Raw genomic sequence first — 26009 nt, 5'->3', positions numbered from 1 at the left:
ATTCTGGGATCGGCTTTTTTCGTTTTGTTTTACCGTCTAATTGAATATTTCGATGAAATTTAAAACATTCTGCTTTGAAAAAGATCAACCGAATTACTGCCATAGAATATATGAAGGTATTTTTTCCTTCCATTCGCAGTGAGATCACAGAACTTTCTGTGCAGCACAATTTTCCGGGAATCGTGCAGATCACGATAGACAATATGAAAAGTCTCTCCCAACATTCAAAAATTCAAAAAATGAGTGTCTCAATAAGAAGAATGTACTGGATTTATAATAACGGAAATTCATACATCAGATACATCATAGAAAACCTTTTTGTAAGGTCTTTTGAAAGCTGGAGAAAAAATCTGCAACCCCAGCAATGGAAGTTTCTTTATCAGGAAATTCCTCCTGCTTTCCGTGAAATTCACAGTCTGCAAATAATACAAGATCAAAAATTAAAAAATTAGATATGACCCTATTATTCATCATCGCCATAGCTGTATTCGCCTACATGTGCTATGTACTCGTAAAACCTGAAAAATTTTAAATATGCTGTAAAGCAATGAAACAAAACATTATCAATAAATTCAAAGACTGGGGAATACTGTTTTTCTGGATCTCCTGTATCGTCGCATTTCTTTATCTGATTATTACTGTAAAAGAATTCGAATTAATTCATTAAAAAACTTATGAACACTGAAATTTTAGGCATTGTAGCAATGTTTCTTATAACATTGCTGCTCGCAATACCTTTAGGTAAATATATAGCAAAAGTTTACTCCAACGAGAAGACTTTTTTAGATCCGGTTTTTAATCCGATAGAACGTTTTTTCTATAAATTTTCAGGCATCGATCCGGATCATGAAATGAATTGGAAACAGCATCTTGTTGCACTTTTAACGATCAATCTGCTTTGGTTTTTTATGAGTATGCTGGTTTTGATGAATATGAGCTGGCTTCCTCTCAATCCCGACGGAAATCCAGATATGTCACCGGATTTGGCATTCAATACAACTATTTCATTTTTAGTTAACTGTAACCTGCAGCATTACTCGGGAGAAACGGGGATGAGCTATTTCGGACAGATCTGGCTGATGTTTCTTCAGTTTGTATCGGCAGCAACCGGTATGGCAGCATCAATCGTTGTTTTTAAAGCTTTTAGAGAAAAAACAACCGAAAAACTCGGAAATTTTTATGATTATTTATTAAAATCGATCACAAGAATTTTGTTGCCTATTTCATTAATTATCGGTGCCGTGATGGTTTTTGAAGGAATGCCGATGACTTTTAACGGGAAAGATAAAATGATTACACTGGAAGGCAAAACGGCGGATGTTTCCACAGGGCCTGTTGCTGCATTCGTACCAATCAAACATGTCGGAACCAATGGAGGCGGATTTTTTGGAGCAAATAGCGCACACCCTTTAGAAAATCCTAATTATTTTACCAATATGGTAGAAATGTTTGCGCAACTTGTTATTCCAATGGCAATGGTTTTTGCATTCGGACATTTCATTCGCAGAAAAAAATTCGGGTACATGATTTTTGGAGTAATGACTGTTGGATTTTTATTACTTGCCGTTCCAACCATTACCATGGAAATGAATGGTAATCCAGCAATCAGCCAGATGGGAATTGATAATTCTTTAGGTGCAATGGAAGGGAAAGAAATCCGGTTCGGAGCGGCAGCTTCAGGATTCTGGAGTATTGTGACAACCGTTATTTCTACAGGTTCTATCAATTCAATGCATGACAGTGCTGTACCTCTTTCAGGAATGACGCAGATGTTGGCAATGATGGTGAATGCTTTTTATGGTGGTGACGGCGCAGGGATTTTGAATATTTTCATCTATATCATTCTTGCCGTATTCATTAGTGGATTAATGGTAGGAAGAACTCCCGAATTTATGGGCAGAAAAATTGAAGCAAGAGAAATGAAAATAGCGATGATTGTGGCATTATTTCATCCGTTTCTCATCTTAGTGGGCGCTGCTGTGGCAACGGCATTTCCGGAAGTAGGAGCTTCTACGCTTAATAATCCGGGCTTTCATGGCTTTAGTGAGATTTTATACGAATACACTTCTTCGGCAGCTAACAACGGAAGTGGTTTTGAAGGATTGGGTGATAATAATATGTTTTGGAACATTTCAACAGGAATTGTATTAATATTAGGTCGATTCATTCCTATTATCGGACCTGTAGTGATTGCTGGTTTACTGGCAAAGAAAAAATACATTCCGGAAGGCGAGGGTACCCTAAAAACCGATACTTCCACTTTTGGAATCATGATTTTCGCTGTGATTGCCATCATTGCTGCACTTTCGTTTTTCCCTGCATTGGCATTGGGTCCTATCGCAGAATATTTTTCAATGAAATAAAATTAGATAAGAGAAATTAAAATGAATAATAAATCATTATTTCAGAAAGAATTGGTTCAGGAAGCTTTAAAACAATCATTTGTAAAACTGAATCCAAAACTAATGATCAAAAATCCGGTCATGTTTCTGGTATGGCTCGGTACATTAGTCATGCTGTTTGTCAGCATCTGGACTTTAACAGGTGAAAAATCGCAAGGAAGCTTTATGTATAACTTTACTGTTTTTATCATCCTTTTATTAACGGTATTGTTCGGAAATTTTGCGGAAGCCATTGCCGAAGCAAGAGGAAAAGCTCAGGCAGATAGTTTACGTAAAACAAGAGAAGAAACACCTGCAAAACTTCGAAACGGAGAGATAATTTCATCAGCCAAATTAAATAAGGGAGATATTTTTGTTTGTGAAGCGGGAGATATTATTCCTTCAGACGGAGAAATTATTGAAGGTTTGGCAACCATTGACGAAAGTGCCATTACCGGAGAGTCGGCTCCTGTCATCCGAGAATCAGGAGGTGATAAAAGTTCTGTAACCGGTGGAACAAAAGTTTTATCTGATAAAATTGTTGTACAGGTAACAACGCAACCTGGAGAAAGCTTTTTAGATAAAATGATTGCTTTGGTGGAAGGTGCATCCCGCCAGAAAACACCGAACGAAATTGCATTAACGATTCTGCTTGCAGGTTTTACACTGGTATTTATCATTGTCTGCGTTACGTTAAAACCATTTGCAGCATATTCAAACATAACCATTACCATTGCGTCATTTATTTCTTTGTTTGTCTGTCTTATTCCAACAACCATTGGCGGACTTTTATCTGCGATCGGGATTGCCGGAATGGATAGAGCTTTAAGAGCAAACGTCATTACCAAAAGTGGAAGGGCGGTAGAAACTGCGGGAGATATTGATGTGCTTCTTTTGGATAAAACAGGAACAATTACCATTGGAAACCGTAAAGCCACTCATTTTCATGCTGCTGTTGGTGTTGATGAATTAAAACTGATAAAAGCTGCGGTGTTAAGTTCAATGTCGGATGAAACTCCGGAAGGAAAATCAATTATTGAGTTGGCTGGTGTGAATCCGTTGAGTTATCAGGTGAATGATCCGGTTTACATCAAATTTACCGCAGAAACAAGAAGTTCAGGTATCGATTATGAAAATGTAAGAATCCGTAAAGGAGCAACCGATGCGATTAAAAAAATTGTTACCGGTGCCGGAAATCATTTTCCTGAGGGTGTGGAAGAAACAGTTCGTGCCATTTCTCAAAATGGAGGAACACCGTTGGTGGTTTCGGAAAACGAAAAAGTTTTAGGAGTGATAGAACTTCAGGATATTATAAAACCGGGAATCAGTGAACGTTTTGAGAGACTTCGAAAAATGGGAATTAAAACGGTGATGGTAACAGGTGATAATCCGCTTACGGCTAAATTTATTGCTGAAAAAGCAGGAGTAGACGATTTTATTGCCGAAGCAAAACCGGAAGATAAAATGAACTACATCAAAAAAGAACAGCAGGAGGGAAGATTGGTTGCGATGATGGGAGATGGAACCAATGATGCTCCGGCTTTGGCTCAGGCTGATGTGGGCGTAGCAATGAACAGTGGAACACAAGCTGCAAAAGAAGCGGGAAATATGGTGGATCTCGATAATGACCCAACCAAATTAATTGAAGTGGTGGAGATTGGTAAACAGCTTTTAATGACAAGGGGAACACTCACAACATTCAGCATTGCCAATGATGTTGCCAAATATTTTGCCATTATTCCGGCTTTGTTTATCACTGCAATTCCTGCTTTGCAAGGTTTAAATATTATGAATCTTCACAGTCCGGAAAGTGCCATTTTATCGGCAGTTATTTTTAATGCGATCATTATTCCGATCCTTATTCCGCTGGCTTTAAAAGGTGTTGCTTATAAACCGATCGGTGCATCAGCTCTATTGAGACGCAACTTATTTATTTTCGGTTTAGGGGGAGTAGTAATTCCTTTTATCGGAATAAAAATTATAGATCTTTTTGTTTCATTACTATTTTAAAATCAACAGGCAGGGCAGGAAGAATACTTCATCCAATTACAATGTCTCATATATTAACTTATCTATTTTCTTCTTGTCTTTAGCCTGAAAAAATTTCATCATGAAAAAACATATTTTACCGGCAGTAAAACTGACCGTTTTATCCATCATTCTTCTTACAATAGTTTATCCGGCGATTATTTGGGCAATTGCACAATTTTCACCAAATGGTGGAAAAGGAGAGCTGATTACACACAACAATAAAACCTATTATTCCAATATCGGGCAGTCTTTCAGTGAAAACCGTTATTTCTGGTCACGACCTTCAGCGGTAGATTACAATTCGGCAGGTTCGGGAGGAAGCAATAAAGGCCCGTCAAATGAAGAATATCTGAAACAGGTACAAGCCAGGGTCGACACTTTTTTAATGAAAAATCCTGGAGTAGCGAAATCTGAAATTCCTGTTGATCTGATAACGGCGAGCGGAAGTGGTCTTGATCCTGATTTTTCTGTACAGGCAGCAAAAGTTCAGGTGAAAAGAATTGCTCAAGACCGAAATATTTCTCAGGAGAAAATCAATCAGCTTATCGAAGCTAATATTCAGAAGCCTTTTCTAGGACTTTTCGGTCCGGAAAAAATCAATGTACTTAAGCTGAATATTGCTTTGGATCAATTAGGAAAATAATAGCGAATCATCATTTAAAAATAATCAGTAATCCTGATTTTAATCTTATATTTAAAAATAATAATGAAAAAAATAATCTTTGTTTTGTTTGCAGTTTTTGGTTTAAAAAATGTGCAGGCTCAAAGCGATTCAATTGTTAAACCTCTTACAGTAAGCGGATATTCCGAAGTGTATTACATGGCAGATTTTAATAATCCTAAAAACAACAGCAGACCGGGTTTTGTCTACAGCCATAATCGTAATAATGAAGTGAATGTCAACCTTGCTTTCATAAAGGCAGGTTATAATACAGACAGGCTAAGAGCAAATCTTGCATTGGCAGCGGGAACTTACATGAATGCAAATTATGCGGCAGAATCAGGAGTAATGAAAAACATTTACGAAGCAAATGTAGGTTTAAAAATCTCTCAAAAACACAATTTGTGGATTGATGCAGGTATTTTGCCTTCCCATCTTGGTTTTGAAAGTGCGGTGGGAAAAGATAACTGGACGCTTAGCCGAAGCCTCTTTGCAGACAATTCTCCCTATTTTGAAACCGGAGCCAAAATCTCTTATACTTCTCCGACTGGAAAATGGTTTCTAAGTGCATTGGTGTTAAATGGATGGCAGCGAATTCAGAGAGTTGACGGTAATTCTACCCCCGCATTTGGTCATCAAATTACCTTTAAACCTAATGAAAAGCTGACACTGAACAGCGGCTCTTTTATCGGAAATGATAAACCGGATTCGATTCGACAGATGAGATATTTCCACAATTTATACGGAATTTATCAGATCAATAAAAAAATAGGAATTACCGCAGGTTTTGATATGGGTGCCGAACAAAAAACGAAAGGCAGCAGCAATTATAATATTTGGTATACTCCCGTATTATTGCTGAAGTATAATGTAAATGAAAAATTCAGTTTAACAGGAAGGGGAGAATATTATCAGGATGAGAAAGGCGTCATTATTTCTACAAATACCCAAAACGGATTCAAAACTTTTGGATATTCTCTGAATGCAGACTATTATATTTTGCCGAATCTGGTCTGGAGAGCTGAAATTCGTAATCTGAACAGCAAAGACGCTATATTTATGGATCGAAGTGAAGAGCTCAATAAAAACAGTTTAACGGCAATTACAGCTTTGGCATTTTCGTTTTAATTCAGAAAAAGCTTAATTTCCCTGCTATGATCTTGCAGGGGAATTTTTTAATTTAAAAAACTCTACAATGGAAGAGCCCAGAAAATCAGCAGAAGATTTTTTACATCTCATTAATCAGTCGAAAAGAGGAAAGCTTAAGATTTACATCGGAATGAGCGCGGGCGTCGGTAAAACTTACAGAATGCTTCAGGAAGCTCATGTTTTGCTGCAAAATGGTATTGATGTAAAAATTGGATATATTGAAACCCACAACAGAAAAGAAACCCACAGTTTATTGGATGGTCTACCAGTTATTCCCAGGAGAAAATTATTTTATAAAGGAAAAGAACTGGAAGAGCTGAATGTTTCGGCGATTCTTGTTCTCCGTCCGGAAATCGTCATCATCGATGAACTTGCCCACACCAATATCGAAGGCAGCAAAAACAAAAAAAGATGGCAGGATGTAATGGATATTCTGGAAGCAGGTATCAATGTGATCAGTGCGGTAAATATTCAGCATATTGAAAGCCTGAATGATGAGGTGAAATCGGTAACCGGGATTGAAGTTGCAGAAAGAATTCCTGATACCGTGCTTGCAGCAGCAGATGAAGTGGTCAACATCGACCTTACGGCAGAAGAACTGATTAACCGATTAAAAGAAGGTAAAATTTACGATAGCAGTAAAATTCAGTCTGCATTGGGCAATTTTTTTAAAAGCGAAAATATTTTACAGCTTCGGGAGCTGGCTTTAAAGGAAGTCGCCTCACAGGTTACCCGAAAAGTGGAAGCCGAAATTACGATTGGTAAAAGTTTAAGAAAAGAAAAATTTTTAGCTTGTATCAGTTCAAATGAAAAAACGGCAAAAAATGTTATTAGGAAAACCGCAAGACTGGCTAATTATTATAACAGTCAGTGGTTTCTTTTATACGTTCAGGTTCCGAAAGAATCTTCCGACAGAATTACATTAAGCAAACAGAGACATCTGATTAATAATTTCAAACTGGCTACAGAATTGGGTGCAGAAATTATCAGAATTGAAAATAAGAACGTCGCTTTATCAATCATGGAACAATGTGACGAAAGAAATATTACAACGGTATGCATCGGTAAACCGCATTTGGATATTTGGAGGATCATTTGGGCGACAGATACTTTTAATTCTTTACTGAAAAGACTTTCTAAGCAAAACGTAGATTTAGTAATTTTGTCGTGATGAAAATAAAAACCAAACTTAACGCAGGAGTCGGGCTGCTGTTTCTGATGATCATCATTCTTTCAACTTTGGGAGGATGGTTTATTTATCAGCTTAAAAAAGATACACAGAATATTCTGGTTGCCAATTACAATACCCTGCAATATTCCCGAAATATGCTTTTGGCGCTTGAAGAGATCGATACAGATTCGCTTGCAGTGACAGAATTCCAGAAAAATCTTACCCTGCAATCTAAAAACATCACAGAAAATGGTGAAAAAGAGACTACGCAAAGCATCCGGAATCATTTTTTAAATTTAAAACTAGATAAAACCAATACAGCTCTGCAATCTTCCATCCGTAAAGAAATTACAGAGCTCATGCAGCTTAATATGAGCGCCATCCAGCTCAAGAGCAGCATTGCCAATACAACTGCACAAAATGCCATTGCCGTAGTTTCTGTTGCAGGGATATTGTGTTTTCTGATCGCTTTTATTCTCATGGTCAATTTACCGGCAAATATTGCCAATCCGATCCGGGAACTTACAGCAAGTATTCATCAGATTGCCCAACAAAATTACAGACAGAGAGTACGGTTTGAAGGTAACAGCGAGTTCGGAGAATTAGCCCGTTCTTTCAATACGATGGCAGAAAAACTTCAGGAATATTCTGAAAGCAGAATCGATAAAATACTGAAAGGTAAAAAACGCATCGAAACGCTTATCGATAACATGCATGATGCTGTGATCGGTATCGATGAAAACCGTAAAGTTCTTTTTGTAAATGATGAAGCTTTAAAAATCTCAGGTCTTAGAAAAAACAATTTTGTAGGTCAGCAGATTCAGGATGTTGCTGTGACCAATGACCTCATCCGCACACTGATTAAAGAAATTATAAATCCCGAATCAAAAAAAGATCAGCCGAATTCTTTGAAAATATTTGTAGAAGGAAAAGAAAATTATTTCGAGAAAGATATTGTTGATATTAATGTAATTCCTACAGGCGAAGAAGAAAGTCGATTTATCGGTCAGGTGATTATGTTGAGAAATATTACGCCTTTCAAAGAGCTTGATCTTGCAAAAACTCATTTTATAGGTACGGTTTCGCATGAATTCAAAACGCCTATTTCGTCTATACAAATGGGATTGCAGCTTCTGGAAAATGATAAAATCGGAAATCTTAATGAAGAACAGCAGAAACTTGTAAAAGGCATTAATGACGATACCGTAAGATTGCTGAAAATTACAGGTGAATTATTGAATTTAGCCCAACTGGAAACAGGTGTTACCCAGCTCAATATCCGTTCGTTCGAAATCAATTCTCTTATCCAGGAGGCTGTTAATGCAAATAAATCTGTAGCAGATAAAAAGAAAATATCCATCAATACTCATCTTGATTCCCAGCTTACAACGATGATTGCCGATGAAGAAAAAACACTTTGGGTACTCAATAATATTGTGTCGAATGCAATCCGTTATTCTTCAGAAAATTCGCAGGTAAACATTAATGTTGAACAATTTGAATCTGATCATATTAAATTTTCAGTCTCAGATCAGGGGCCGGGAATTGAAAAGCAATATCTGAATCATATTTTCACCCGATATTTTCGTGTTCCGGGAACTAAAGCCGAAGGCACAGGTTTGGGTTTAAGCATCAGCAAAGAATTTATCGAGTCTCAGAATGGAAGAATCGATGTAGAAAGTGAAATAGGAAAGGGAAGTACTTTTAGTTTTATTCTTAAAGAAAATTTAAATAAAAAAACGGAAACTATTTAGAGATATAATCCTTTATAAATGCCAACTGTTTTCAGTTGGCATTTATTATTGCTATTAATAAATACAGAATTGCTAAAAAAAGTTAAAAAACCTGTTTGTATGACTTGAATCATAACTACTATGGTTTTTTTCATCGTAGCTTTGATAGACACCAAACAAGATATATTATGAAATCATTGAATATTTCAGCATCTCTGCTGTCTGCTTGTTCGTTGCTGAACAAAGCGGGTTTTCAAAAAAATTCAGAACATCCATAAAATTACCGAGAGGGTAGTTTTAATATTTTTTATGTGAATTAAAATCTGATTAAGCTTTTTCAAATTTAAATAGAATTAGTTTTTATCTGATTTAAAACAATTCAACCATGAGCAGAAATTGCCTCAAGGTTATCCCTTATGTCTTTGCCAAAATAAACCACGGAAATCCGAATACTAGTCAAGGATTTTCACAATCACTCAATATTAATTTTAAAAAATTCAGTTATGAACAACAGAAATTCAAACAACAGAAATTCACGAAACAGCTCTTCACAGAATTCGTCACTTCTTGAAGAAATTTACCAATTAGGATATGACCATGGTTATACCGATGCAACGGAAGATGAAGAATATGATGATGATTTCTCTGATTATGAGGATTATTATGATGAAGAATATGAAGATGATGACTATGACGAAGACTATGATGACGAAGACTATGATGATGAAGATTATGACGACGATGATTATGATGATGAAGATGACGATGAAGATAACAGAGGTCGTGGAAGATCCGGACGTTCAGGAAGCGGAAACCAAAACAGAGACAGTCAGGGAAGATTTACCTCCGATAGAAGAAGTTCTCGTGGCTCTGGTTCAGGATCAGGATCGGGACGTGGAAGATCATCAAACGGTGGGAATTTAGGAAGCGGCTCAAGAGGGGGAAATTCTGGCGGGAGATCAGGTAATTCAGGGAACAGTTCAAGAGGAGGAAGCTCAAATTCAGGACGTGGGAGATCATCAAACAGTGGAAATTCGGGAAGCAACTCAGGAGGTTCTAACTCTGGTTCAGGATCAGGTCGTGGAAGATCAACCAACAGTAATTCAGGAAGCAGTTCAAGAGGCGGAAACTCGAATTCAGGACGTGGAAGGTCATCATCTAACAGTGGGAATTCAGGAAGCGGCTCAAGAAGCGGAAGATCAGGTAATTCTGGTAGAGGATCAAATTCCGGATCGGGAAAACAGGGCTTTGCTTCGATGAGTAAAGAAGAAAGAACAAGAATCGCAAGAATGGGAGGTCAGGCTTCTCATGGCGGCGGAAGAGGTTCAAACTCGGGATCAGGTAGATCTGGTTTCGGAGGAAGAAGAAATTCATAGTTTTTTTATACAGACTGTCTCCTTTTACACAAAAGGGGGCAGTTTTTTAACCAATTAAAAATATTACATTATGCCAACCAAATCAACCAATACAGCAACAAGCGGTACAGGTACTAATTCAACACAGGATTCATCATCAACAGATGTACAAAACAAAACTGAAAAAGATGCAACACTTAAAATGGGTAATGCAACCGTAGAAAAAAGCGAAATGAAAAACGCGCCGTTGCACAAATTTTTTGTGGATGCTTTAAAAGATATTTATTACGCTGAAGATACCATCGTAAAAGCTCTAGAAAATATGCAGGAAGCTGCAACCACAGAAGAACTGAAAGATGCTTTCGAAGATCATCAGCTACAAACCAAAAAACACATCAGCAGACTCGAGAAAGTTTTCAAGTCGATCGGTGAAACGCCGGAAAAGAAAAAATGTGATGCCATTGAAGGAATCATCAAAGAAGGTCAGGAAGTCATTAAATCTACAGAGGAAGGTACAATGACTCGTGATGCTGCTTTAATTATTGCTGCCCAAAAAGTAGAGCATTACGAGATCGCAACGTATGGCGGTCTTGTACAGTTAGCCATTACCATGGGACACGATAAAGCTGCAGACCTATTAGAGAGAACACTCCAGGAAGAAGAAGATACAGATTACAATCTTACTGAAATTGCAGAGACATACATCAATTTCGAAGCAGAGCAGGAAAATTAATTCTTATTCAGCCATGCGACAGATTTTGTTGTGTGGTTTTTTTATGTTTAAATAAAATTGATACACTTGAAAAAAAGGCGAACATCATAATATCTTTTAGAGTCATGATTATTGTTTAACTGGCACAGCAAATTTCTGGCAGCTTTTTAGCTGATATTATCAAAACTTCTTAATAAATCCATAATTATTTAAAATTAATAGAAATGAAACCTAAAAATATTCCCGGTGTTCCCCAGCATTTTAAAGGAAGCTTTCACGATACAGAAAGTACAGTTGAAATAGAAAAAAATGATGAAATAGAAGCGAAATATAATGTGCTGAAACAACGACTTTTTTCGATCAACAACTGGAGAAGATATTGCCCGGAAAGCAAAACCGACTTTAAGCTTCATGATGCTTCAGGAATGATGGTTGAACGGCTGCCCAAAATAGGAGATTATATCAGAATTGATATTCCTGGTTCCGGAGGAAGCGAAGGAAGATCTTTCGACTGGGTTCAGATCATTATGATCGATGCCGATTTTTCTGATCGCGTAATGATCCAGTGCAGACCATCAACTGATCCTGCAAAAAAGAACAGCCGGAAAATTGCTCATTTCTATTCTCATGCGGCGACATCAACATTTATTGTTTCAAAACAGAATAATATTTTAAAAGCCGGAATTTACGGAAGAAACGAATACCCGAATCTGAAATCAGGTTTTTTCAACAGCCTCCGAAATGTATTTATCGCAATTGGAGGAATGTTGGGATTTTCAAAGATCCAATGGAAATGTCTCGTAAAAGGACTGGTAGATTTTAGATAATTTATTTCTTTAATTTGAAACTATGGTTGACTTATAAAAAAAAGATCCTACAGGATCTCTTTTTATTTTTTGTCTTAATGATTACTCATTAATTGCTTTTGAATTGAGATTGGTATCTGCAATTTTGGTGAGCAGATTGTTGCAGTTTTTTTCTTCATCCAATGTCGAAAGAAGATATTTCAGACAATCTTTTTCTTTTAAAACTTTAGCATAAGCTGCTAACGTACCATACGTTGCAATCTCATAATGCTCTACTTTTTGTGCGGCAGCAATAATTCCTGCATCGCGCACAGCTCCAGGTTTTGTTTCTTCCATAATGCTTTTTCCTTCATCCAGAAGTCCCTGCATTGCATCACATTTTTTTGCCTGTGCTTTTTTCTTTAACGCTTTGAAGCAGCCTTCAAGTCTCTTTGCATGTTCTTTGGTCTCTTCTAAATGATCTCCGATTGCTTTTTTCAATTTTGGATCAGTAGCATTTTTCTGCATTTTCGGTAATGCTTTTGCAAGAGCTTTTTCTGCCCAATATATATCTTTCAGTGCATCTTCAAAAAGATCGTTTAAATCTTTTGCGGCATCCTTTTTGGCAGGAGTCTTAGAAGCGTTTTTCGATGTTGATTTTGCATCTGTTTTTGTGGTTTTTCTTGCCGTTGTCTTTTTTGCTGATGCATTTTTAGTTTCCATAAAAAATTTTGTTTAATTGATTAGTGGATTTAAAAATTACAATTATCAGACCATCAAATTTAAAATGGTAAAGATGTGGTATCTAAATGATTTTTTATTCAAGATATGATTGCAAACATATCACACAGGATTTTTAATCACTAAATTAGGATATTACAAAATAATTGCTGCAAATAGTACAGAACTTTTTGAAACCGATTGGGGAATTATTATTACGGAATACACAATTTTTGTAGAAGAATATGGTTACAAAATATCTGCATGGTTTAGTTTTAGCTATAAAAATTCGGTGATTTATACTGAAGATCTCGATCTGCATCTCAGGACTGAAACTCAAAATAAGCAGGTTTATTATTCTGAATTTATTTTAGGATGCTTTAGAACCCAATTGCAGAAACACTAACCTGAAGAAAAATAATTAAAAAAATAATACGATGAACAATGTACAGCTGAAAAACAAAACCGCTCTTATAACGGGTGCCGATAGTGGAATAGGTAAGGCAACTGCGCTTCTTTTTGCAAAAGAAGGCGCAAACATAGCCATTATTTATCACAGCGATGATGAAGATGCAGAAAAGGCAAAAAAAGAAATCCTTACTCTCGGAAATGAATGTATCATTCTGAAGGGTGATGTAAATGAAAGCGATTTCTGTGAAAGAGCAGTAAAAGAAACCGTTGAAAAGTTTGGCGGAATCGATATCCTGATCAATAATGCCGGAACTCAGATTCCACAGGATGATATTTTAAAATTGAAAGAAAAAGATATACGCACCACTTTTAATTCGAATATTATCGGGATGATATTGCTTACAAAAGCAGTATTTCCTCATTTAAAAGAAGGAAGCAGCGTCATCAATACTACTTCGGCAGTTGCTTATCAGGGGCACGAAGAACTGTTAGATTATTCTGCAACAAAAGGTGCGATCGTCTCTTTCACAAGATCATTGGCTTTACAGTCAAAACCCAAAGGAATTCGGGTAAATGCTGTCGCTCCGGGTCCTGTAGCAACACCTTTGACGAAAGAAACTTTTGGCGAAGAAAAAGAGGACGAAAGCAAACCTCCTTTACAGAGAAATGCATCCACAGAAGAGATTGCGCCAAGTTATCTTTTCCTTGCTACCGAAGCTTCTGCTCAGATTACTGGCCAGGTTTTGCACCCGAACGGAGGAATCATTGTAAATGGTTAAATGATAAAACGGTGAAAACAATCATGCTGTTTTCACCGTTTACCATAAGCTTGCGAATCTCATGTTAATATCACCAGATTATTATTCTTCCTCTTCTTTCTTGAAACTCATTACTTCAAAAAGACCGTCGGAAGAATATTTTTTACAGCTTTCATCATCAAATTTTTCAGGATTTTTCAGAAAATCATCGATGTATTTTTTGCTGTCATCCGTATTTGCTGGTGCAATTACAAGATGATATTGTTTCAGAACCGATTCATCTGCGTTTTTAAGAGATTCATTTTTGTGTTCCAAAGCTTCTTTATAGTTCATTGCTTTATTTTTTTAATTATTAGATCTAATTTTCCTTATTTTTATATCGTTCAATATTGCTGAACTGGTTGTAAGAAACCCTTAGTTTTTTTAATTGATCTGCAATCACTTCCGAACTTTCGCTGCATAGATTTCCACTTTTCAATGCGTCTTCATAAGCCTGAATGGCGTGTTTCTCACCAAATACTACATTTTCCAGTGTTTCCTGATCGTTATTGGTTACTGGTAAAGAATTTTTAATGTCGATCCAGGTACGGTGAAGATTTCCTGCGATTGAAGTTGTGTCTTCATTCGCATTTCCGCCTTTATGAGTAATCAGATCGATAATTTCGTTCTTCATGATTTTCGATTGTGAAATCATTTTGTCATATTCACCTTTAAGGTCAGAGTAGCTTTCCCATACCTTCCCTTCGACTCTTTCAAAGCCTTTTATCCGGTCATTGGTAATGTGCAGAAGATCATTGAGAACTGAGATTGTTTTTGAATTTTCCATAATAATATTTTTAACGAATATTACAAGAAGCATGCCTTGTGGGATGTGTTTTTAGTGGATTATGATGAAAATTTTTAAGTATAAATAAAAGAATTCTAAAAACATTCAAAACATCCTAATTATAAAATTACTGCATTGTTTTTATAATTAATCTAAGATGACTGTAAACAGGGTTTATATACCATGAATAGGTACTTTTAAGTAAAAATTTGATGTAAGATTGATCGTTTATGTCAGAGGTCATAAACTTCAAAGCTTTCGTTCTCTAATTTTGCGACGGTAATATTACTCAAGTGGAAATATGGTATTCACTTTCCTGAAATTTTGCTGGATACTTTTATAATGATTAAATTTCTATGATTATTGACGAAGAGATACTTATTGAGCATGGTGCAGACACACAAAAATACGCAGCCGGAGAAACAATTTTACTCGAAAATACAGTTCCTAAATTTTATTACCAGATTCGGTCGGGAATTGTAAAACTAAATACATATCGTGATGATGGCAATGAATTTATTTTCAGTCTGCCTTCAGATGGACATTGCTTTGCCGAAACTTTTTTATGGGGAGATATTCCGTACTGTATTAATGCTGTGGCAATTACAGATACGGAAATTATAAAGGTTGCCAAAACCAACTTTATGAATATGCTCAATTCGAGGGCAGATATTATGAAAAATCTGATGTCTTATACAGCAGAAAGAATGTTTTACCGATACAAAATGTTGAGTACATTGTCTGTCAACAACCCATCATACAGGATTTTTAAAGTGCTTGAATTTCTGAAATCACACAACAATGTTACTGAGCCTTTCAAATATGTCGTTCCGTTTTCGAGACAACAGCTGGCAAGTCTTACTGGTCTTCGGGTAGAAACGGTCATCAGAACTGTAAAAAAACTCGAAAAGGAAAAAAGGCTGATGATTTCTAATGGAAAAATCTGTTTTTAATCTGGTTATGATCTGGCTCATATTCCTGATCCCGTAATTATAATTAGCTTTGAGATAGCATAGAATCGAAATCCATATAGTTACTTCTGTGCTTTAATTAGACAAACCCCTTTTTTCAAGGGGTTTTATTTATTTTATTTTATCGTAAATCAATTTCGTGACTAGAGCTCCGAAGAGGTAATAGCCTACGGTCATGATCTTTTTTTGATTGTTTTCTGCAACCGGTTGATCATTTAGACCCATCTTTTGTGGTAAAACGATAGCTCCGATACCTGCGGCAAGTCCGCTTGTGAAATGATGACTCGTTGCTGTAGTTCCGTAATAAACAGCGTTGCTTACAATATCTCCGGCAAGAGTTGCAGCATACAGTTTATCCGGATCAGAAATTTCTAATGGAGTAGAATCTGTTACTTTTTGTAGAGCTTCTTCGCCAAGTTCATTAATGTGCGGTACATTGTTGAAGTTTTTTCTGATGATTTCGTGCAGAAGGTTGAGCGCAATAGCTCCGCCTAAACCTGCGAGCATTTTTTTTACCATAACGATTTTATTTTAAATTAAATTTTTTCTTCTTTTTTAGTGGATGCAATCGCCCATGCCATTAAAAGCGGCTGCATAAATAATCTTGCAAAACGTCTATTGTCGGTATCGAGACCGAATCCGTCTTTCCGGTTTTGGTATTGCGAAAGATTTCCGGGAAATACAGCAGCAAAGAATCCTGCAGTAACTGCACCGATAAGGGATCTCTGTTTTTTCGGAGCCAATGCAACGGTAGTTCCCAAAAGAATTTCTGCAATACCCGAGTAAACGACTGTATCATCTTTTTTCAACGGAACCCAATCGGGAACCTGAGCCTGAAATTCTTTTCTGGCAAACGTTAAATGTGAAATTCCTGCCGCAATAAGCATTCCGCCCAAAGCTATTCTTGAAATGTTTTTAGTGTCCATATTTTTTATTTTAAGTGAAATGAAATAATGAATCGATATATTTAGCCTTCAGAAGTGTTTTTCTTTGGCTGCAAAATCATTCTGATCGAAGGATTATTGGTAATAAATAACCTGAACCATTCGAAAGCGAGCCTTATTTTGTTTCTGAATCCTGTCAGAGGAATAATATGAATGAAAAGCCAGGTTAACCACGCAAAAAATCCTGTGTACGAAAATTTCGGCAGATCAACCACTGCTTTGTATTTTGAAATAATTGCCATGCTTCCTTTATCATTGTAAATAAATGGCTGCAGGGTTTCTTTCTTTTCCTGTCTAATGATATTTTTAGCGGCTAATTTTGCCTGTTGAATGGCAACCTGAGCAACCTGCGGATGTCCTTTCGGGAAATTTTTGTCACTTAAGTGAAGACAAATGTCACCCAACGCAAAAATATTTTCGAAGCCTAACACACGGTTATATTCATCTACCAACAATCTTCTTCCTTTTCCGATGCATGTTTCAGGGATTCCCGGAACTTTACGCCCGATCACTCCGGAAGTCCAGATCAGGCTTTCGGTTTTTATTTTTTTACCGTCTGATAAAATTACATTTCCATCGGAATAATCTTTCACAGAAACATTAAGCAAAATATTAACGCCTAATTTTTTTAAATTTTCATAAGCTGTTTTTTTGGCTGCATCACTCATTGGAGAAAGCAGAGTAGGAAGAGCGTCTACCAAATACAAATGAGAAAGATTTAGCTCTATTTCCGGGTATTCTTTTTCGGCAATATAAGCTCCCATTTCTGCAATCATTCCGGCAAGTTCTACACCGGTTGGCCCACCACCCGCAATTACGATATTCTGAAGACGCTCAGCACGGTTCAGATTTTTATTTCTGGCAGCTTTTTCAAGGCTCATCAGCAGATGATTTTTCAAATACAATGCTTCATGAATGGTTTTCATCGGAAGTGCACATTTTTCGACATTTTCGAGTCCGAAAAAATTGGTTTCTGTACCTAACGCAACTACTAAATAATCATAAAAAATTTCTCCTGTATCGGTTTCAATATGTTGTGTTTCTGTATTTACATTGATTAGACTTCCCATGTGATAATTCACATTATCATATCTGGCGAAAAGCTTTCTGAAAGGATAGCTGATGTGAGAAGGCTCAATAAACGCAGTAGCGACCTGATAAATAAGAGGAGGAAAAAAATGATAATTATTTCTGTCTACAAGTGTAATCCTGAAATTTTTATTGCGTGCAATACTTTTTACAAGATTAATACCTGCAAAACCTCCTCCTATGATGACAATATGTTTTTTCATAACAGGATATTTATGTGAATGGTGTAATGGCAGTCATTCAATAATAAGACCAAAAGATTCGATTTCCAGATATTGAAAAAACTTGTGGTACCTTTTTTTTAACAAGCAAAAATACTTTATATGACTGGGATCATAAGTTTCCGGAAAATATTAGATTAAATTTGATTCAATCAAACATCACAAAATTTTATTATATGAAAACCTATTTGCTTACTGCCCTTATTCTGGGAGTAACAGCGACCAGCTGTTCAAAACAAAAAACGGAAGAAAATACCAGCAACGACAGCATGTCAACAGTTGATATGTCAACCGATACATCTATGGCTTTACCACCTACAGATACTGCGGCTATGAATGCTCCTTCTGCGGGTAGAACAGATTCTGCCAATACAATGCGGGACAGTACAGCTACCTCTACCAGAAAATAATTTAAAATTTATTTATAATTCTAACTCTAATTATCTGCACCCCAAGTTTTTCTTAGTTTAATGCCCATATTATTAATCAACTGGGGTGCTTTTTTCCATATTCCATTTATTCTGACAGAGTTCTCATTGATCAAGTTCTACATAGAATTATAGATTTAAAACTTAAAGATTGACTGAGATTAATCAGCCAATCATTTTTATTCTTGACTTTTTCAACAATATAACCACAAATAATTAATATGGATAACAAACCACAAAACGAAAAGCAGGATCAGCTGAATTATTACAAAACCTATAATTCCGATCAGAAACTTACTACCAATCAGGGACTTAAAATTAATAATAATCAGGATTCTCTGAAAGCAGGAGAGCGCGGAGCAACACTTTTGGAAGATTTTATTTTAAGAGAAAAAATCACCCATTTTGATCACGAAAGAATTCCGGAAAGAATTGTACACGCAAGAGGTTCGGGAGCACATGGTGTTTTTAAACTTCATAAAAGCATGGAAAAGTTCACCCGGGCAAAATTTTTATCTGAAGCCGGCAAGGAAACTCCCGTTTTTGTAAGATTTTCTACGGTTGCAGGAAGCAGAGGAAGTACCGATCTGGCAAGAGATGTAAGAGGTTTTGCCATTAAATTTTATACCGAAGAAGGCAATTATGATCTTGTCGGAAATAATATTCCGGTATTCTTCATTCAGGATGCCATGAAATTTCCTGATTTGGTTCACGCTGTAAAACCTGAACCGGACAACGAAATTCCGCAAGCTGCTTCTGCACACGATACATTCTGGGATTTTATTTCTCTGATGCCTGAAAGTATGCACATGATCATGTGGCTGATGAGCGACAGAGCCATACCGAGAAGTTACCGAATGATGGAAGGTTTTGGAGTGCATTCGTTTAGATTTATAAACAGTGAGGGCGATGCTTTTTTTGTGAAATTTCATTTAAAGCCAAAATTAGGAGTTCACTCAGTAGCATGGCCTGAAGCTCAGAAAATTTCAGGAGCAGATCCAGATTTCCACAGAAGAGATCTTTGGGAAGCAATTGAAAACGGAGCCTTTCCTGAATGGGATTTGGGCGTACAGATTGTTCCTGAAGAAAATGAGCACGATTTTGATTTTGATCTTTTAGATCCGACAAAAATTATTCCTGAAGAATTGGTTCCTGTCGAAATTTTCGGAACTTTAACTTTAAACAGAAATCCCGATAATTTTTTCGCTGAAACAGAGCAGATTGCGTTTCATCCGGGGCATCTTGTTCCGGGAATTGATTTTACAAACGATCCTTTGTTACAAGGCAGATTATTTTCATATACCGATACCCAGTTATCAAGATTGGGGTCACCAAATTTCCATGAAATCCCGATTAACAGATCAGTTCCGACGGTGCATAATAATCAGCGTGACGGACACATGAGACAGCAGATTGCGAAAGGAAAAGTAAGCTATGAGCCCAATTCAATTGGTGGCGGTTGTCCGTTTCAGGCGATGATGAAGGATGGTGGGTTTGCCTCTTACGGTGAAAAAATAAGCGGAACAAAAATCAGAGCGAGAAGTCAATCATTCGTTGATCATTATTCTCAGGCAAAATTATTTTACAACAGCCAGTCTGAGCCGGAAAAAACTCATCTTCAGAAAGCTTTGATATTTGAATTGTCTAAAGTGACAATTCATGCCATCAGAGAAAGAATGGTGGGTCAGCTGAATTTTATCGATAAAGAATTGGCGCAGATTGTGGCTCAGAAATTAGGGGTTGAAGTGAAGCCACTTTCACAGCCGAATGGAAGTATTCCGGCAGACGCAGATCCTTCTACATTACAAAGTGAAGAAAGAGAGCCGAAAATTAAAATTTCAGATGCTTTAAGCATGAAAAATACGGTTAAAGATTCCATAGAATCAAGAATCATTGCAGTTCTTGTAGCAGATGGATGCGACGGAAAAAGAGTGTCGGAATTTCTTGATAAAATAGAGAAAGAAGGCGGAGTCATTCAGTTTGTTGCCCCGGAAATGGCACCTGTAAAAGCAGATGACGGCTCTCTTATCGGCCCGCAACATTCTATTTCAAGTACGATGAGTGTTTGTTTTGATGCAGTGTATGTAGCACCGGGAGAAACTTCTTCGCAAAACTGGCTTCAGCCCGACTATAAAAACAGTGTGATTGATTTTGTAAACGAAGCTTACAGACATTGCAAGGCACTTTTCTTTGATAAAAATACTGAATTGATCTATGAGCAAACCGACATTTATAAGAAAGATCATACAGATTATGCTGTAATTCTTGAAGAAAATAATAACGGAGATGAAAACTTCATCCGTGCAGTTGCCTCTCACAGAGCCTGGGAATTCGAAAAACAGAGAAACGGCTTAAAATAATTTAAAACAAACCACAAAAATATTTTTTATGAAAGCAGCAGTTTTTCACTCACCGGGTAAGATTACCTGCGATACAGTAGATGATCCTATTATTCAGGATGAAAATGATATTATACTAAAAGTAACCTCTACAGCCATTTGCGGCAGTGATCTGCATATGTATTCCGGAGGAATTCCACAGCCGAGACCAATGGTAATGGGACACGAATTTATGGGAGAAGTAGTTGAAAAGGGAAGAAATATTACCCATCTGCATCAGGGCGACCGGGTGGTAGTTCCTTTTCCTATTGCCTGTGGATGCTGTTATTTCTGCCAGAATGATCTGCCAAGCGGATGCGAGAATTCAAACCCGGAAAATTATGGTCCGGAAGGCGGAATCATGACGGAGAAAGGTGGCGGAATGTTCGGCTATACCGATCTTTACGGAGGTTACAACGGCGGTCAGGCGCAATATGTAAGAGTGCCTTATGCGAATTTCGGTCCAAGAAAAGTTTCTGATGCGCTTACCGATGAACAGGCTCTATTTCTTACCGATATTTTTCCTACGGGATATACCGGTGTTATGTGGGGTGAAATGAAGGGAGGTGAATCGGTTGCGATTTTCGGAGCCGGACCTGTCGGTTCGATGGCGGTTAAAAGTGCCATTCTTCATAAGGCCGGAAAAGTGATTGTAATCGATACTTTGCAATACAGATTGGATCAGATTAAAAAACTTACAGGTTGCGAAACCATTCTTTGGGAAGATGCAGATTCTACGGTTCAAAAAATTCGTGATTTAACCAATGGTAGAGGTGCCGATCTTTGTATTGATGCGGTAGGTTTTGAGCCTGAACGTTCTTTCCTCGACAGAGCAAAAGCAGTCATTAATTTTGAAAAAGGTTCTATGAAAGTTCTTGAAGCCTGCATGAGTGCCGTAAGAAGAGGCGGAACAGTTTCTGTTTTAGGAGTTTATGCAGTGAATTACGACAATTTCAGATTAGGACAGATTTTTGATAAAGGGATTCTTCTGAGGGCAGGACAAGCTCCGGTTCATGCAATCATCGATAAGCTGATGAAACATGTAGAAAACGGAGAGGTAAAATTAGACGATATTATTACCCATCGATTATCACTGAATGATGTATCCAAAGGTTATGAGCTTTTTGATAAAAAAGAAGATGGCTGTGTGAAAGTTGTTCTTGATCCTTGGATTTAAATAAATTTTAAAACAATTTTTAGCAAAAACAAACTCCAAAGAGAAACACTTTGGAGTTTTTATATATGATTGAAATTTGATATATATTAATTGGTAAGTCTTTCAATTTTTGTAATGACATCATCGATGTCAAAAGGCTTAGAAATAAATTCATCCGCTTTGCAGGAGTTGATTACTTCATCGGCTTTTGCATGTGCGCTGATAATCATTACCGGAATATTGGCCGTTTTTTCGTCTTCCTTTACCTGATTGCATAAATCTGTGCCTAAACCGTCCGGCAATCTTACATCCATGATAAAAAGATCAGGGACTGAAGACTGGTCACGGTTGTTGAATGCTTTAACGGTTGCAAATGACCGTACATCATAATTCTCGAATGACAGGAGTAGCTGTAATGCATCTCTGATGCCTGTCTCATCTTCTACGATAAATATTGTTTTCATACCCATCGATTGGCAAAAACGAAGCCAACTTTTATTTAGAAAACAAAATTTTAATAATCATAAAATGCACGATGTTTGCTTTTTTACGATAACCAAAAAATAGTATTATATGAATCATCCAATTTTAACGGATCAGCATGCTGTCGGATTAGGCGGTGTTGCAATCGGTACAGCTTTTGAAAAAATCTCAGACGAACAGGCACAAAACATTCTTGAAACTGCCTGGAGTGAAGGAATACGATATTATGACACGTCACCATGGTATGGTCTTACAAAAAGTGAAAGGCGTTTCGGTGATTTTCTTCAACACAAAAACAGGACAGATTTCGTTTTTTCTACAAAAGTCGGAAGGCTTTTCACCGAAGTTCCTGAAAATGAAGTTCCTCCCACAATGTGGAAAGCCCCTTTGAATTACGATTTCCGTCATGGTTATTCTGAAGATGCTGTAAAACGGTCGATTGAAGAAAGCCTTAAAAGAACTTCATTAGGATACATAGACATCGTATATGTTCATGATCTTTCTGAGGATCAGGTCGGAGACCGATATCCTTATTTTCTTGAACAGGCTAAAAAAGGAGCTTTTAAAACACTTTCCAAGTTAAGAGACGAGGGAATTATCAAAGCATGGGGAATGGGCGTCAACAAGATAGAACCTATTCTCGACTGTATAGAATATGCAGATCCGGATATTTGTCTGTCTGCAACCCAATATTCTATTCTGGAGCATGAAGATGCAGTTGATCGTTTGCTTCCTGCAGTAAAAAAAGCAAATGTAAAACTGGTTTCGGGAGCAGGATACAATTCAGGATTTATTGCTGGAAGAGATCGCTATAATTATAAAGATGTTATCCCGAAAGAAATGGCTGAAAAAAGATCGAAATTGATCGAAATTGCAAAAGAATTTAACGTAGATGTCATACATGCAGCATTACAATTTGTATTGGCAGCAGATGAATTTGTATCCATTATTCCCGGAGCAAGTACATCTTCTCAGGTTATTGATAACGTAAAAGGCTGGAAAAACAATATTCCTGTTGAGTTTTGGACAAGGCTTAAAGATGAAAAAATTATTTACGAAAAAGCTCAGGTTCCTAGCCATTAAGATTTTTTATAAATAAAATTTTGAAAGCTGCTGAATTTTCTGGCGGCTTTTCTTGTTTTTAAATAAATAATTAATCGCTAAAAATACTGCAAATTTCTTCCGCCAAAATCTTTACCTGTAAAGGTCTTTTCTTTTGATCTACATCCAGCCTGTTGTATATTCCGGTTTTTACGATGATAATATTTTCTGATGGAATCATGATGATAAACTGTCCTAAAAACCCGTAGAAGAAGCGCAATTTTATTTTACTTTCGTTATCTGCCCAGACGTTATAACAGAAAGCGTCATTTTCGGGAGTGGGATGGAGGAGTTTTTCACAATATTTTTGATCAATAAGTTGTTTTCCTTCCCAGTTTCCGTTTTGTAGAATCAGCTGTCCGATTTTAGCAAAATCTCTTGGGATGGCATGAATGCAGCAGAAAGCTTTTTCCATACCTTTTTCATCAGTGCTCCATTTGGCAACTGATTCCATTCCTAAAGGCTGCCAAATTTTTTCTGAAAGATAATCGGCAAGACTTTTTCCGGTGACTTTTTTCAAAGCTAAACCTAAAAGTTGTGGAGCTACACTTTGATATTGGTATTTCTCACCGGGCATTTCTTTTATTTCTGTTTTAAAAGTTTGTTCTGCAAGATCATCCACAAAATATTGTTTTGAATTTTCGGCAAAAGGATGGTTGTATTCTTCTTCCCAGTCAAATCCTGCCTGCATCGTCATAAGATGTTTGAAAGTAAGATATTTACCATATTTGCTCTCGGAATATTGTGGAAATACGGATGAGAACAATTGATCTTCAGAATCCAGATAACCGTCATCAATGGCAAAGCCTGTAAGAACGGAAAGGATACCTTTTGCCATCGAGAAAGAGTTCATTAGTGATGATGGATCGTGATCTTTCCAATATTTTTCGTGGATAATTTTATTGTTTTTTATAACGACAAGTGAAGAAGTACTGGTTTTTTCAAGCTCCTCAAGCAGTGTTGAAGAAAGTTGCTTTTTATTATAATCACTATGTTTTTGCCAAGATTTTTGTTTAAAGTTTGAAACCGGATTAGAAGGAAATTTTTCTTCATCATCAGTAGAGGGTGTAAGAGATCCTTTTTTGAGATTAATGCGTAATGCTTTAAAAATATAGCCATATCCGCAAATGCAGATCGTTGCAGCGACTGCTGTTGTTCCCGCTAAAAATCCGATTAAAACTTTTTTAGTATTCAAATTATATTCTTTAAACCAAAGCTTTTATGTTGTCTGTAAGCTTCAGATTTTGTTTATATTAAATTTTTAACTTCAAATTTTATACCTGTATGACCAACTTGTGCAACTTGGATAATTTATTGTAGCTTTACAAAAAAATTAATGAACTTCAAACTGCGTTCTACAAAAGAAGGTCTCATTTACATAAGACAATCTATTATCCTTAATCTTAAACGACCCAATGCTCTGGAAGGAGCTAAAGTATTGGGAAAACCGGTCATCATCAATGTTAATCATATCGGGTTTTTGAGTCATAATATGGATGGAAATGTCACTTTCTTTATGGCAAACGGTTTCGAGATTTCCATGAATGTATTTCATAACGAGGCAGAAGAAGTCTTCAACTGTGCAAAAGCAGGTCTTGAGAAAGAGGTTCTGTAATATTTTCTTATTTATTCAGCTTTTTCAAGCTCAAAAAATGTTTTGCTGCCGTCAATATTGGTATATTCAAGTTTTACAAAGCCAAACTGTTCATTAAAGTATGAGGTAAGCTCCGTTTCACCAATTCTGCTTTTTGCTTTTCCATATACTATATAGCATTCTAAATTTCCAAGTTTGGTGTTGATATTTTTCTTTTCTCTAATTTCATATTCGTATTTATTTTCAATACCACCTTCCCATTTCAGCCATCTCTCATCCGACCAGTGATCGCCAATTTCAAGCCCCCATTTCCATTTTGTTCCGATTTTGTAAGGAGCTTTTATATAAGGAAAAGGATTTAGTTCTAATATTTCAAAATAGATATTTCTTGGCGGATGAATCCATACATTCATGTCATTTTCAATAGCACCTGTGGTTTCCATGGAAAAGAAATCATTGTTTTTCATTACATATTTATATTCTATGGCAGTTTGATTGTAGCCGGGATCAACACCTGCAAAAGCATTTCCCGGATGTGGCTCGATAGTAATGTAGTTTACGGTTTCATCATTCTGTTTTTCAAATTCCACAAATTCCCATCCTGCAACACTGAATCCTTCGGGCTGCATTTCCAGATTTCCTTTTTTTATCAGATACTTTTGATTGTTTTTGACAATAGAGTAAGAATAAGTAAGCTTTTTGCCGGGCTTATAAATCTTATTGTCTTCGTTGTAGTTGGCATCGTAAGATTTGTTTTTGTCCGGTTTTTCTACGGTAACATCCAGATCATCATAGATAAATTTGCTGTGATCTGTTTGTGAAAAATAAACAGTGGGAAGCAGTAGAAATACAAGATATTGGGTCGGTTTCATTTTGTGATCGTTTGGTTATCAAATATATTACAAATATTGAATATTCGAGTCGTAGCAAAGGCACAGATATTGATTAGCC

28 protein-coding genes are annotated in these 26009 nt (G+C 36.7%); 19 read left to right on the top strand and 9 right to left on the bottom strand.

The features are described from left to right. The first annotated feature begins 74 nt into the window (after positions 1-74). From BA768_RS09305 to BA768_RS09260, 11 genes are all read left to right on the top strand, one after another. On the top strand, positions 75-452 hold the full coding sequence (locus BA768_RS09305) for a hypothetical protein (protein ID WP_228388357.1): 378 nt from the start codon (positions 75-77) through the stop codon (positions 450-452). Between the two features lie 2 nt (positions 453-454). Further along, positions 455-532: a potassium-transporting ATPase subunit F gene (locus BA768_RS21770; RefSeq protein ID WP_074958710.1), complete on the top strand. Its 78-nt coding sequence runs from the start codon at positions 455-457 to the stop codon at positions 530-532. A gap of 142 nt (positions 533-674) precedes the next feature. After that, positions 675-2363: a potassium-transporting ATPase subunit KdpA gene (gene kdpA, locus BA768_RS09300; protein WP_065720505.1), complete on the top strand. Its 1689-nt coding sequence runs from the start codon at positions 675-677 to the stop codon at positions 2361-2363. Between the two features lie 21 nt (positions 2364-2384). Further along, positions 2385-4391: a potassium-transporting ATPase subunit KdpB gene (gene kdpB, locus BA768_RS09295; RefSeq protein WP_065720504.1), complete on the top strand. Its 2007-nt coding sequence runs from the start codon at positions 2385-2387 to the stop codon at positions 4389-4391. Positions 4392-4491: 100 nt separating this feature from the next. Beyond that, positions 4492-5055 carry a K(+)-transporting ATPase subunit C gene (locus BA768_RS09290; protein WP_065720503.1) on the top strand — a complete coding sequence of 188 codons (564 nt, stop codon included), beginning with the start codon at positions 4492-4494 and terminating at the stop codon, positions 5053-5055. Between the two features lie 63 nt (positions 5056-5118). Continuing rightward, positions 5119-6201 (top strand): porin, encoded by a 1083-nt coding sequence (locus tag BA768_RS09285; RefSeq protein ID WP_065720502.1) that lies wholly within the window; start codon positions 5119-5121, stop codon positions 6199-6201. 67 nt (positions 6202-6268) lie between these two features. Continuing rightward, the gene (locus BA768_RS09280; RefSeq protein ID WP_065720501.1) at positions 6269-7393 is read left to right on the top strand and encodes a histidine kinase; all 1125 of its coding nucleotides are present in this window, start codon (positions 6269-6271) and stop codon (positions 7391-7393) included. Beyond that, positions 7393-9147 (top strand): ATP-binding protein, encoded by a 1755-nt coding sequence (locus BA768_RS09275; protein WP_065720500.1) that lies wholly within the window; start codon positions 7393-7395, stop codon positions 9145-9147. Before BA768_RS09280 ends, BA768_RS09275 begins: the two co-directional genes overlap by 1 nt. 482 nt (positions 9148-9629) lie before the next feature. Then, the gene (locus BA768_RS09270; RefSeq protein WP_065720499.1) at positions 9630-10502 is read left to right on the top strand and encodes a KGG domain-containing protein; all 873 of its coding nucleotides are present in this window, start codon (positions 9630-9632) and stop codon (positions 10500-10502) included. A gap of 70 nt (positions 10503-10572) precedes the next feature. After that, the gene (locus BA768_RS09265) at positions 10573-11214 is read left to right on the top strand and encodes a ferritin-like domain-containing protein (RefSeq protein ID WP_083206621.1); all 642 of its coding nucleotides are present in this window, start codon (positions 10573-10575) and stop codon (positions 11212-11214) included. Between the two features lie 203 nt (positions 11215-11417). Continuing rightward, a complete protein-coding gene (locus BA768_RS09260) occupies positions 11418-12020 on the top strand; it encodes a hypothetical protein (RefSeq protein WP_065720498.1) in 603 nt (200 codons plus the stop codon). A gap of 81 nt (positions 12021-12101) precedes the next feature. Here the strand turns inward: BA768_RS09260 and BA768_RS09255 are convergent, their stop codons facing one another. Further along, complete coding sequence (locus BA768_RS09255) at positions 12102-12701, bottom strand: ferritin-like domain-containing protein (RefSeq protein WP_065720497.1); 600 nt, start codon at positions 12699-12701, stop codon at positions 12102-12104. A gap of 109 nt (positions 12702-12810) precedes the next feature. On the opposite strand from BA768_RS09255, the gene BA768_RS09250 reads away from it, so the two are divergent. After that, positions 12811-13104, top strand: coding sequence for a hypothetical protein (locus tag BA768_RS09250; RefSeq protein WP_065720496.1), 294 nt, complete (start codon positions 12811-12813; stop codon positions 13102-13104). Between the two features lie 31 nt (positions 13105-13135). Next, on the top strand, positions 13136-13888 hold the full coding sequence (locus BA768_RS09245; RefSeq protein WP_065720495.1) for an SDR family oxidoreductase: 753 nt from the start codon (positions 13136-13138) through the stop codon (positions 13886-13888). Positions 13889-13969: 81 nt separating this feature from the next. Here BA768_RS09245 and BA768_RS09240 read toward each other — a convergent pair whose 3' ends face one another. Both BA768_RS09240 and BA768_RS09235 read right to left on the bottom strand, forming a co-directional pair. Beyond that, positions 13970-14200 (bottom strand): hypothetical protein, encoded by a 231-nt coding sequence (locus tag BA768_RS09240; protein WP_065720494.1) that lies wholly within the window; start codon positions 14198-14200, stop codon positions 13970-13972. A gap of 25 nt (positions 14201-14225) precedes the next feature. Then, positions 14226-14693 carry a PA2169 family four-helix-bundle protein gene (locus BA768_RS09235; RefSeq protein WP_083206626.1) on the bottom strand — a complete coding sequence of 156 codons (468 nt, stop codon included), beginning with the start codon at positions 14691-14693 and terminating at the stop codon, positions 14226-14228. A 356-nt stretch (positions 14694-15049) separates the two neighbouring features. Between BA768_RS09235 and BA768_RS09230 the strand changes: the two genes are divergently transcribed. Then, positions 15050-15646 (top strand): Crp/Fnr family transcriptional regulator, encoded by a 597-nt coding sequence (locus BA768_RS09230; protein ID WP_083206620.1) that lies wholly within the window; start codon positions 15050-15052, stop codon positions 15644-15646. Between the two features lie 129 nt (positions 15647-15775). Here the strand turns inward: BA768_RS09230 and BA768_RS09225 are convergent, their stop codons facing one another. From BA768_RS09225 to BA768_RS09215, 3 genes are read right to left on the bottom strand one after another with little or no spacing between them, the layout of a single operon-like run. Beyond that, the gene (locus BA768_RS09225) at positions 15776-16183 is read right to left on the bottom strand and encodes a hypothetical protein (protein ID WP_051882475.1); all 408 of its coding nucleotides are present in this window, start codon (positions 16181-16183) and stop codon (positions 15776-15778) included. Positions 16184-16200: 17 nt separating this feature from the next. After that, positions 16201-16590 carry a membrane protein gene (locus BA768_RS09220; RefSeq protein WP_034676808.1) on the bottom strand — a complete coding sequence of 130 codons (390 nt, stop codon included), beginning with the start codon at positions 16588-16590 and terminating at the stop codon, positions 16201-16203. Positions 16591-16631: 41 nt separating this feature from the next. Next, on the bottom strand, positions 16632-17900 hold the full coding sequence (locus tag BA768_RS09215; RefSeq protein WP_065720491.1) for an NAD(P)/FAD-dependent oxidoreductase: 1269 nt from the start codon (positions 17898-17900) through the stop codon (positions 16632-16634). A gap of 194 nt (positions 17901-18094) precedes the next feature. Here BA768_RS09215 and BA768_RS09210 point away from each other — a divergent pair, with 194 nt between their 5' ends. From BA768_RS09210 to BA768_RS09200, 3 genes are all read left to right on the top strand, one after another. Continuing rightward, positions 18095-18328: a hypothetical protein gene (locus BA768_RS09210; RefSeq protein ID WP_065720490.1), complete on the top strand. Its 234-nt coding sequence runs from the start codon at positions 18095-18097 to the stop codon at positions 18326-18328. Positions 18329-18567: 239 nt separating this feature from the next. Then, on the top strand, positions 18568-20706 hold the full coding sequence (locus BA768_RS09205) for a catalase (protein ID WP_065720489.1): 2139 nt from the start codon (positions 18568-18570) through the stop codon (positions 20704-20706). Between the two features lie 28 nt (positions 20707-20734). After that, positions 20735-21901 carry a zinc-dependent alcohol dehydrogenase gene (locus BA768_RS09200; protein ID WP_065720488.1) on the top strand — a complete coding sequence of 389 codons (1167 nt, stop codon included), beginning with the start codon at positions 20735-20737 and terminating at the stop codon, positions 21899-21901. An 86-nt stretch (positions 21902-21987) separates the two neighbouring features. Here BA768_RS09200 and BA768_RS09195 read toward each other — a convergent pair whose 3' ends face one another. After that, the gene (locus tag BA768_RS09195) at positions 21988-22344 is read right to left on the bottom strand and encodes a response regulator (protein ID WP_065720560.1); all 357 of its coding nucleotides are present in this window, start codon (positions 22342-22344) and stop codon (positions 21988-21990) included. Between the two features lie 109 nt (positions 22345-22453). Here BA768_RS09195 and BA768_RS09190 point away from each other — a divergent pair, with 109 nt between their 5' ends. After that, a complete protein-coding gene (locus BA768_RS09190) occupies positions 22454-23446 on the top strand; it encodes an aldo/keto reductase (RefSeq protein WP_065720487.1) in 993 nt (330 codons plus the stop codon). Positions 23447-23516: 70 nt separating this feature from the next. Here the strand turns inward: BA768_RS09190 and BA768_RS09185 are convergent, their stop codons facing one another. Beyond that, the gene (locus BA768_RS09185) at positions 23517-24659 is read right to left on the bottom strand and encodes a serine hydrolase domain-containing protein (RefSeq protein WP_083206618.1); all 1143 of its coding nucleotides are present in this window, start codon (positions 24657-24659) and stop codon (positions 23517-23519) included. A 141-nt stretch (positions 24660-24800) separates the two neighbouring features. Between BA768_RS09185 and BA768_RS09180 the strand changes: the two genes are divergently transcribed. Then, positions 24801-25079 carry a hypothetical protein gene (locus tag BA768_RS09180; protein WP_034672358.1) on the top strand — a complete coding sequence of 93 codons (279 nt, stop codon included), beginning with the start codon at positions 24801-24803 and terminating at the stop codon, positions 25077-25079. A gap of 11 nt (positions 25080-25090) precedes the next feature. On the opposite strand, the gene BA768_RS09175 is transcribed toward BA768_RS09180, so the two are convergent. Then, complete coding sequence (locus BA768_RS09175) at positions 25091-25930, bottom strand: hypothetical protein (protein WP_065720486.1); 840 nt, start codon at positions 25928-25930, stop codon at positions 25091-25093. Positions 25931-26009 lie beyond the last annotated feature (79 nt).

Origin of the sequence: Chryseobacterium sp. CBo1, assembly GCF_001693475.1 — a bacterium.
Taxonomy (GTDB): Bacteria; Bacteroidota; Bacteroidia; order Flavobacteriales; family Weeksellaceae; genus Chryseobacterium; species Chryseobacterium formosense.
The sequence above is the reverse complement of the archived record's forward strand: the minus strand, read 5'-3'. Positions and strand labels throughout refer to the sequence as shown.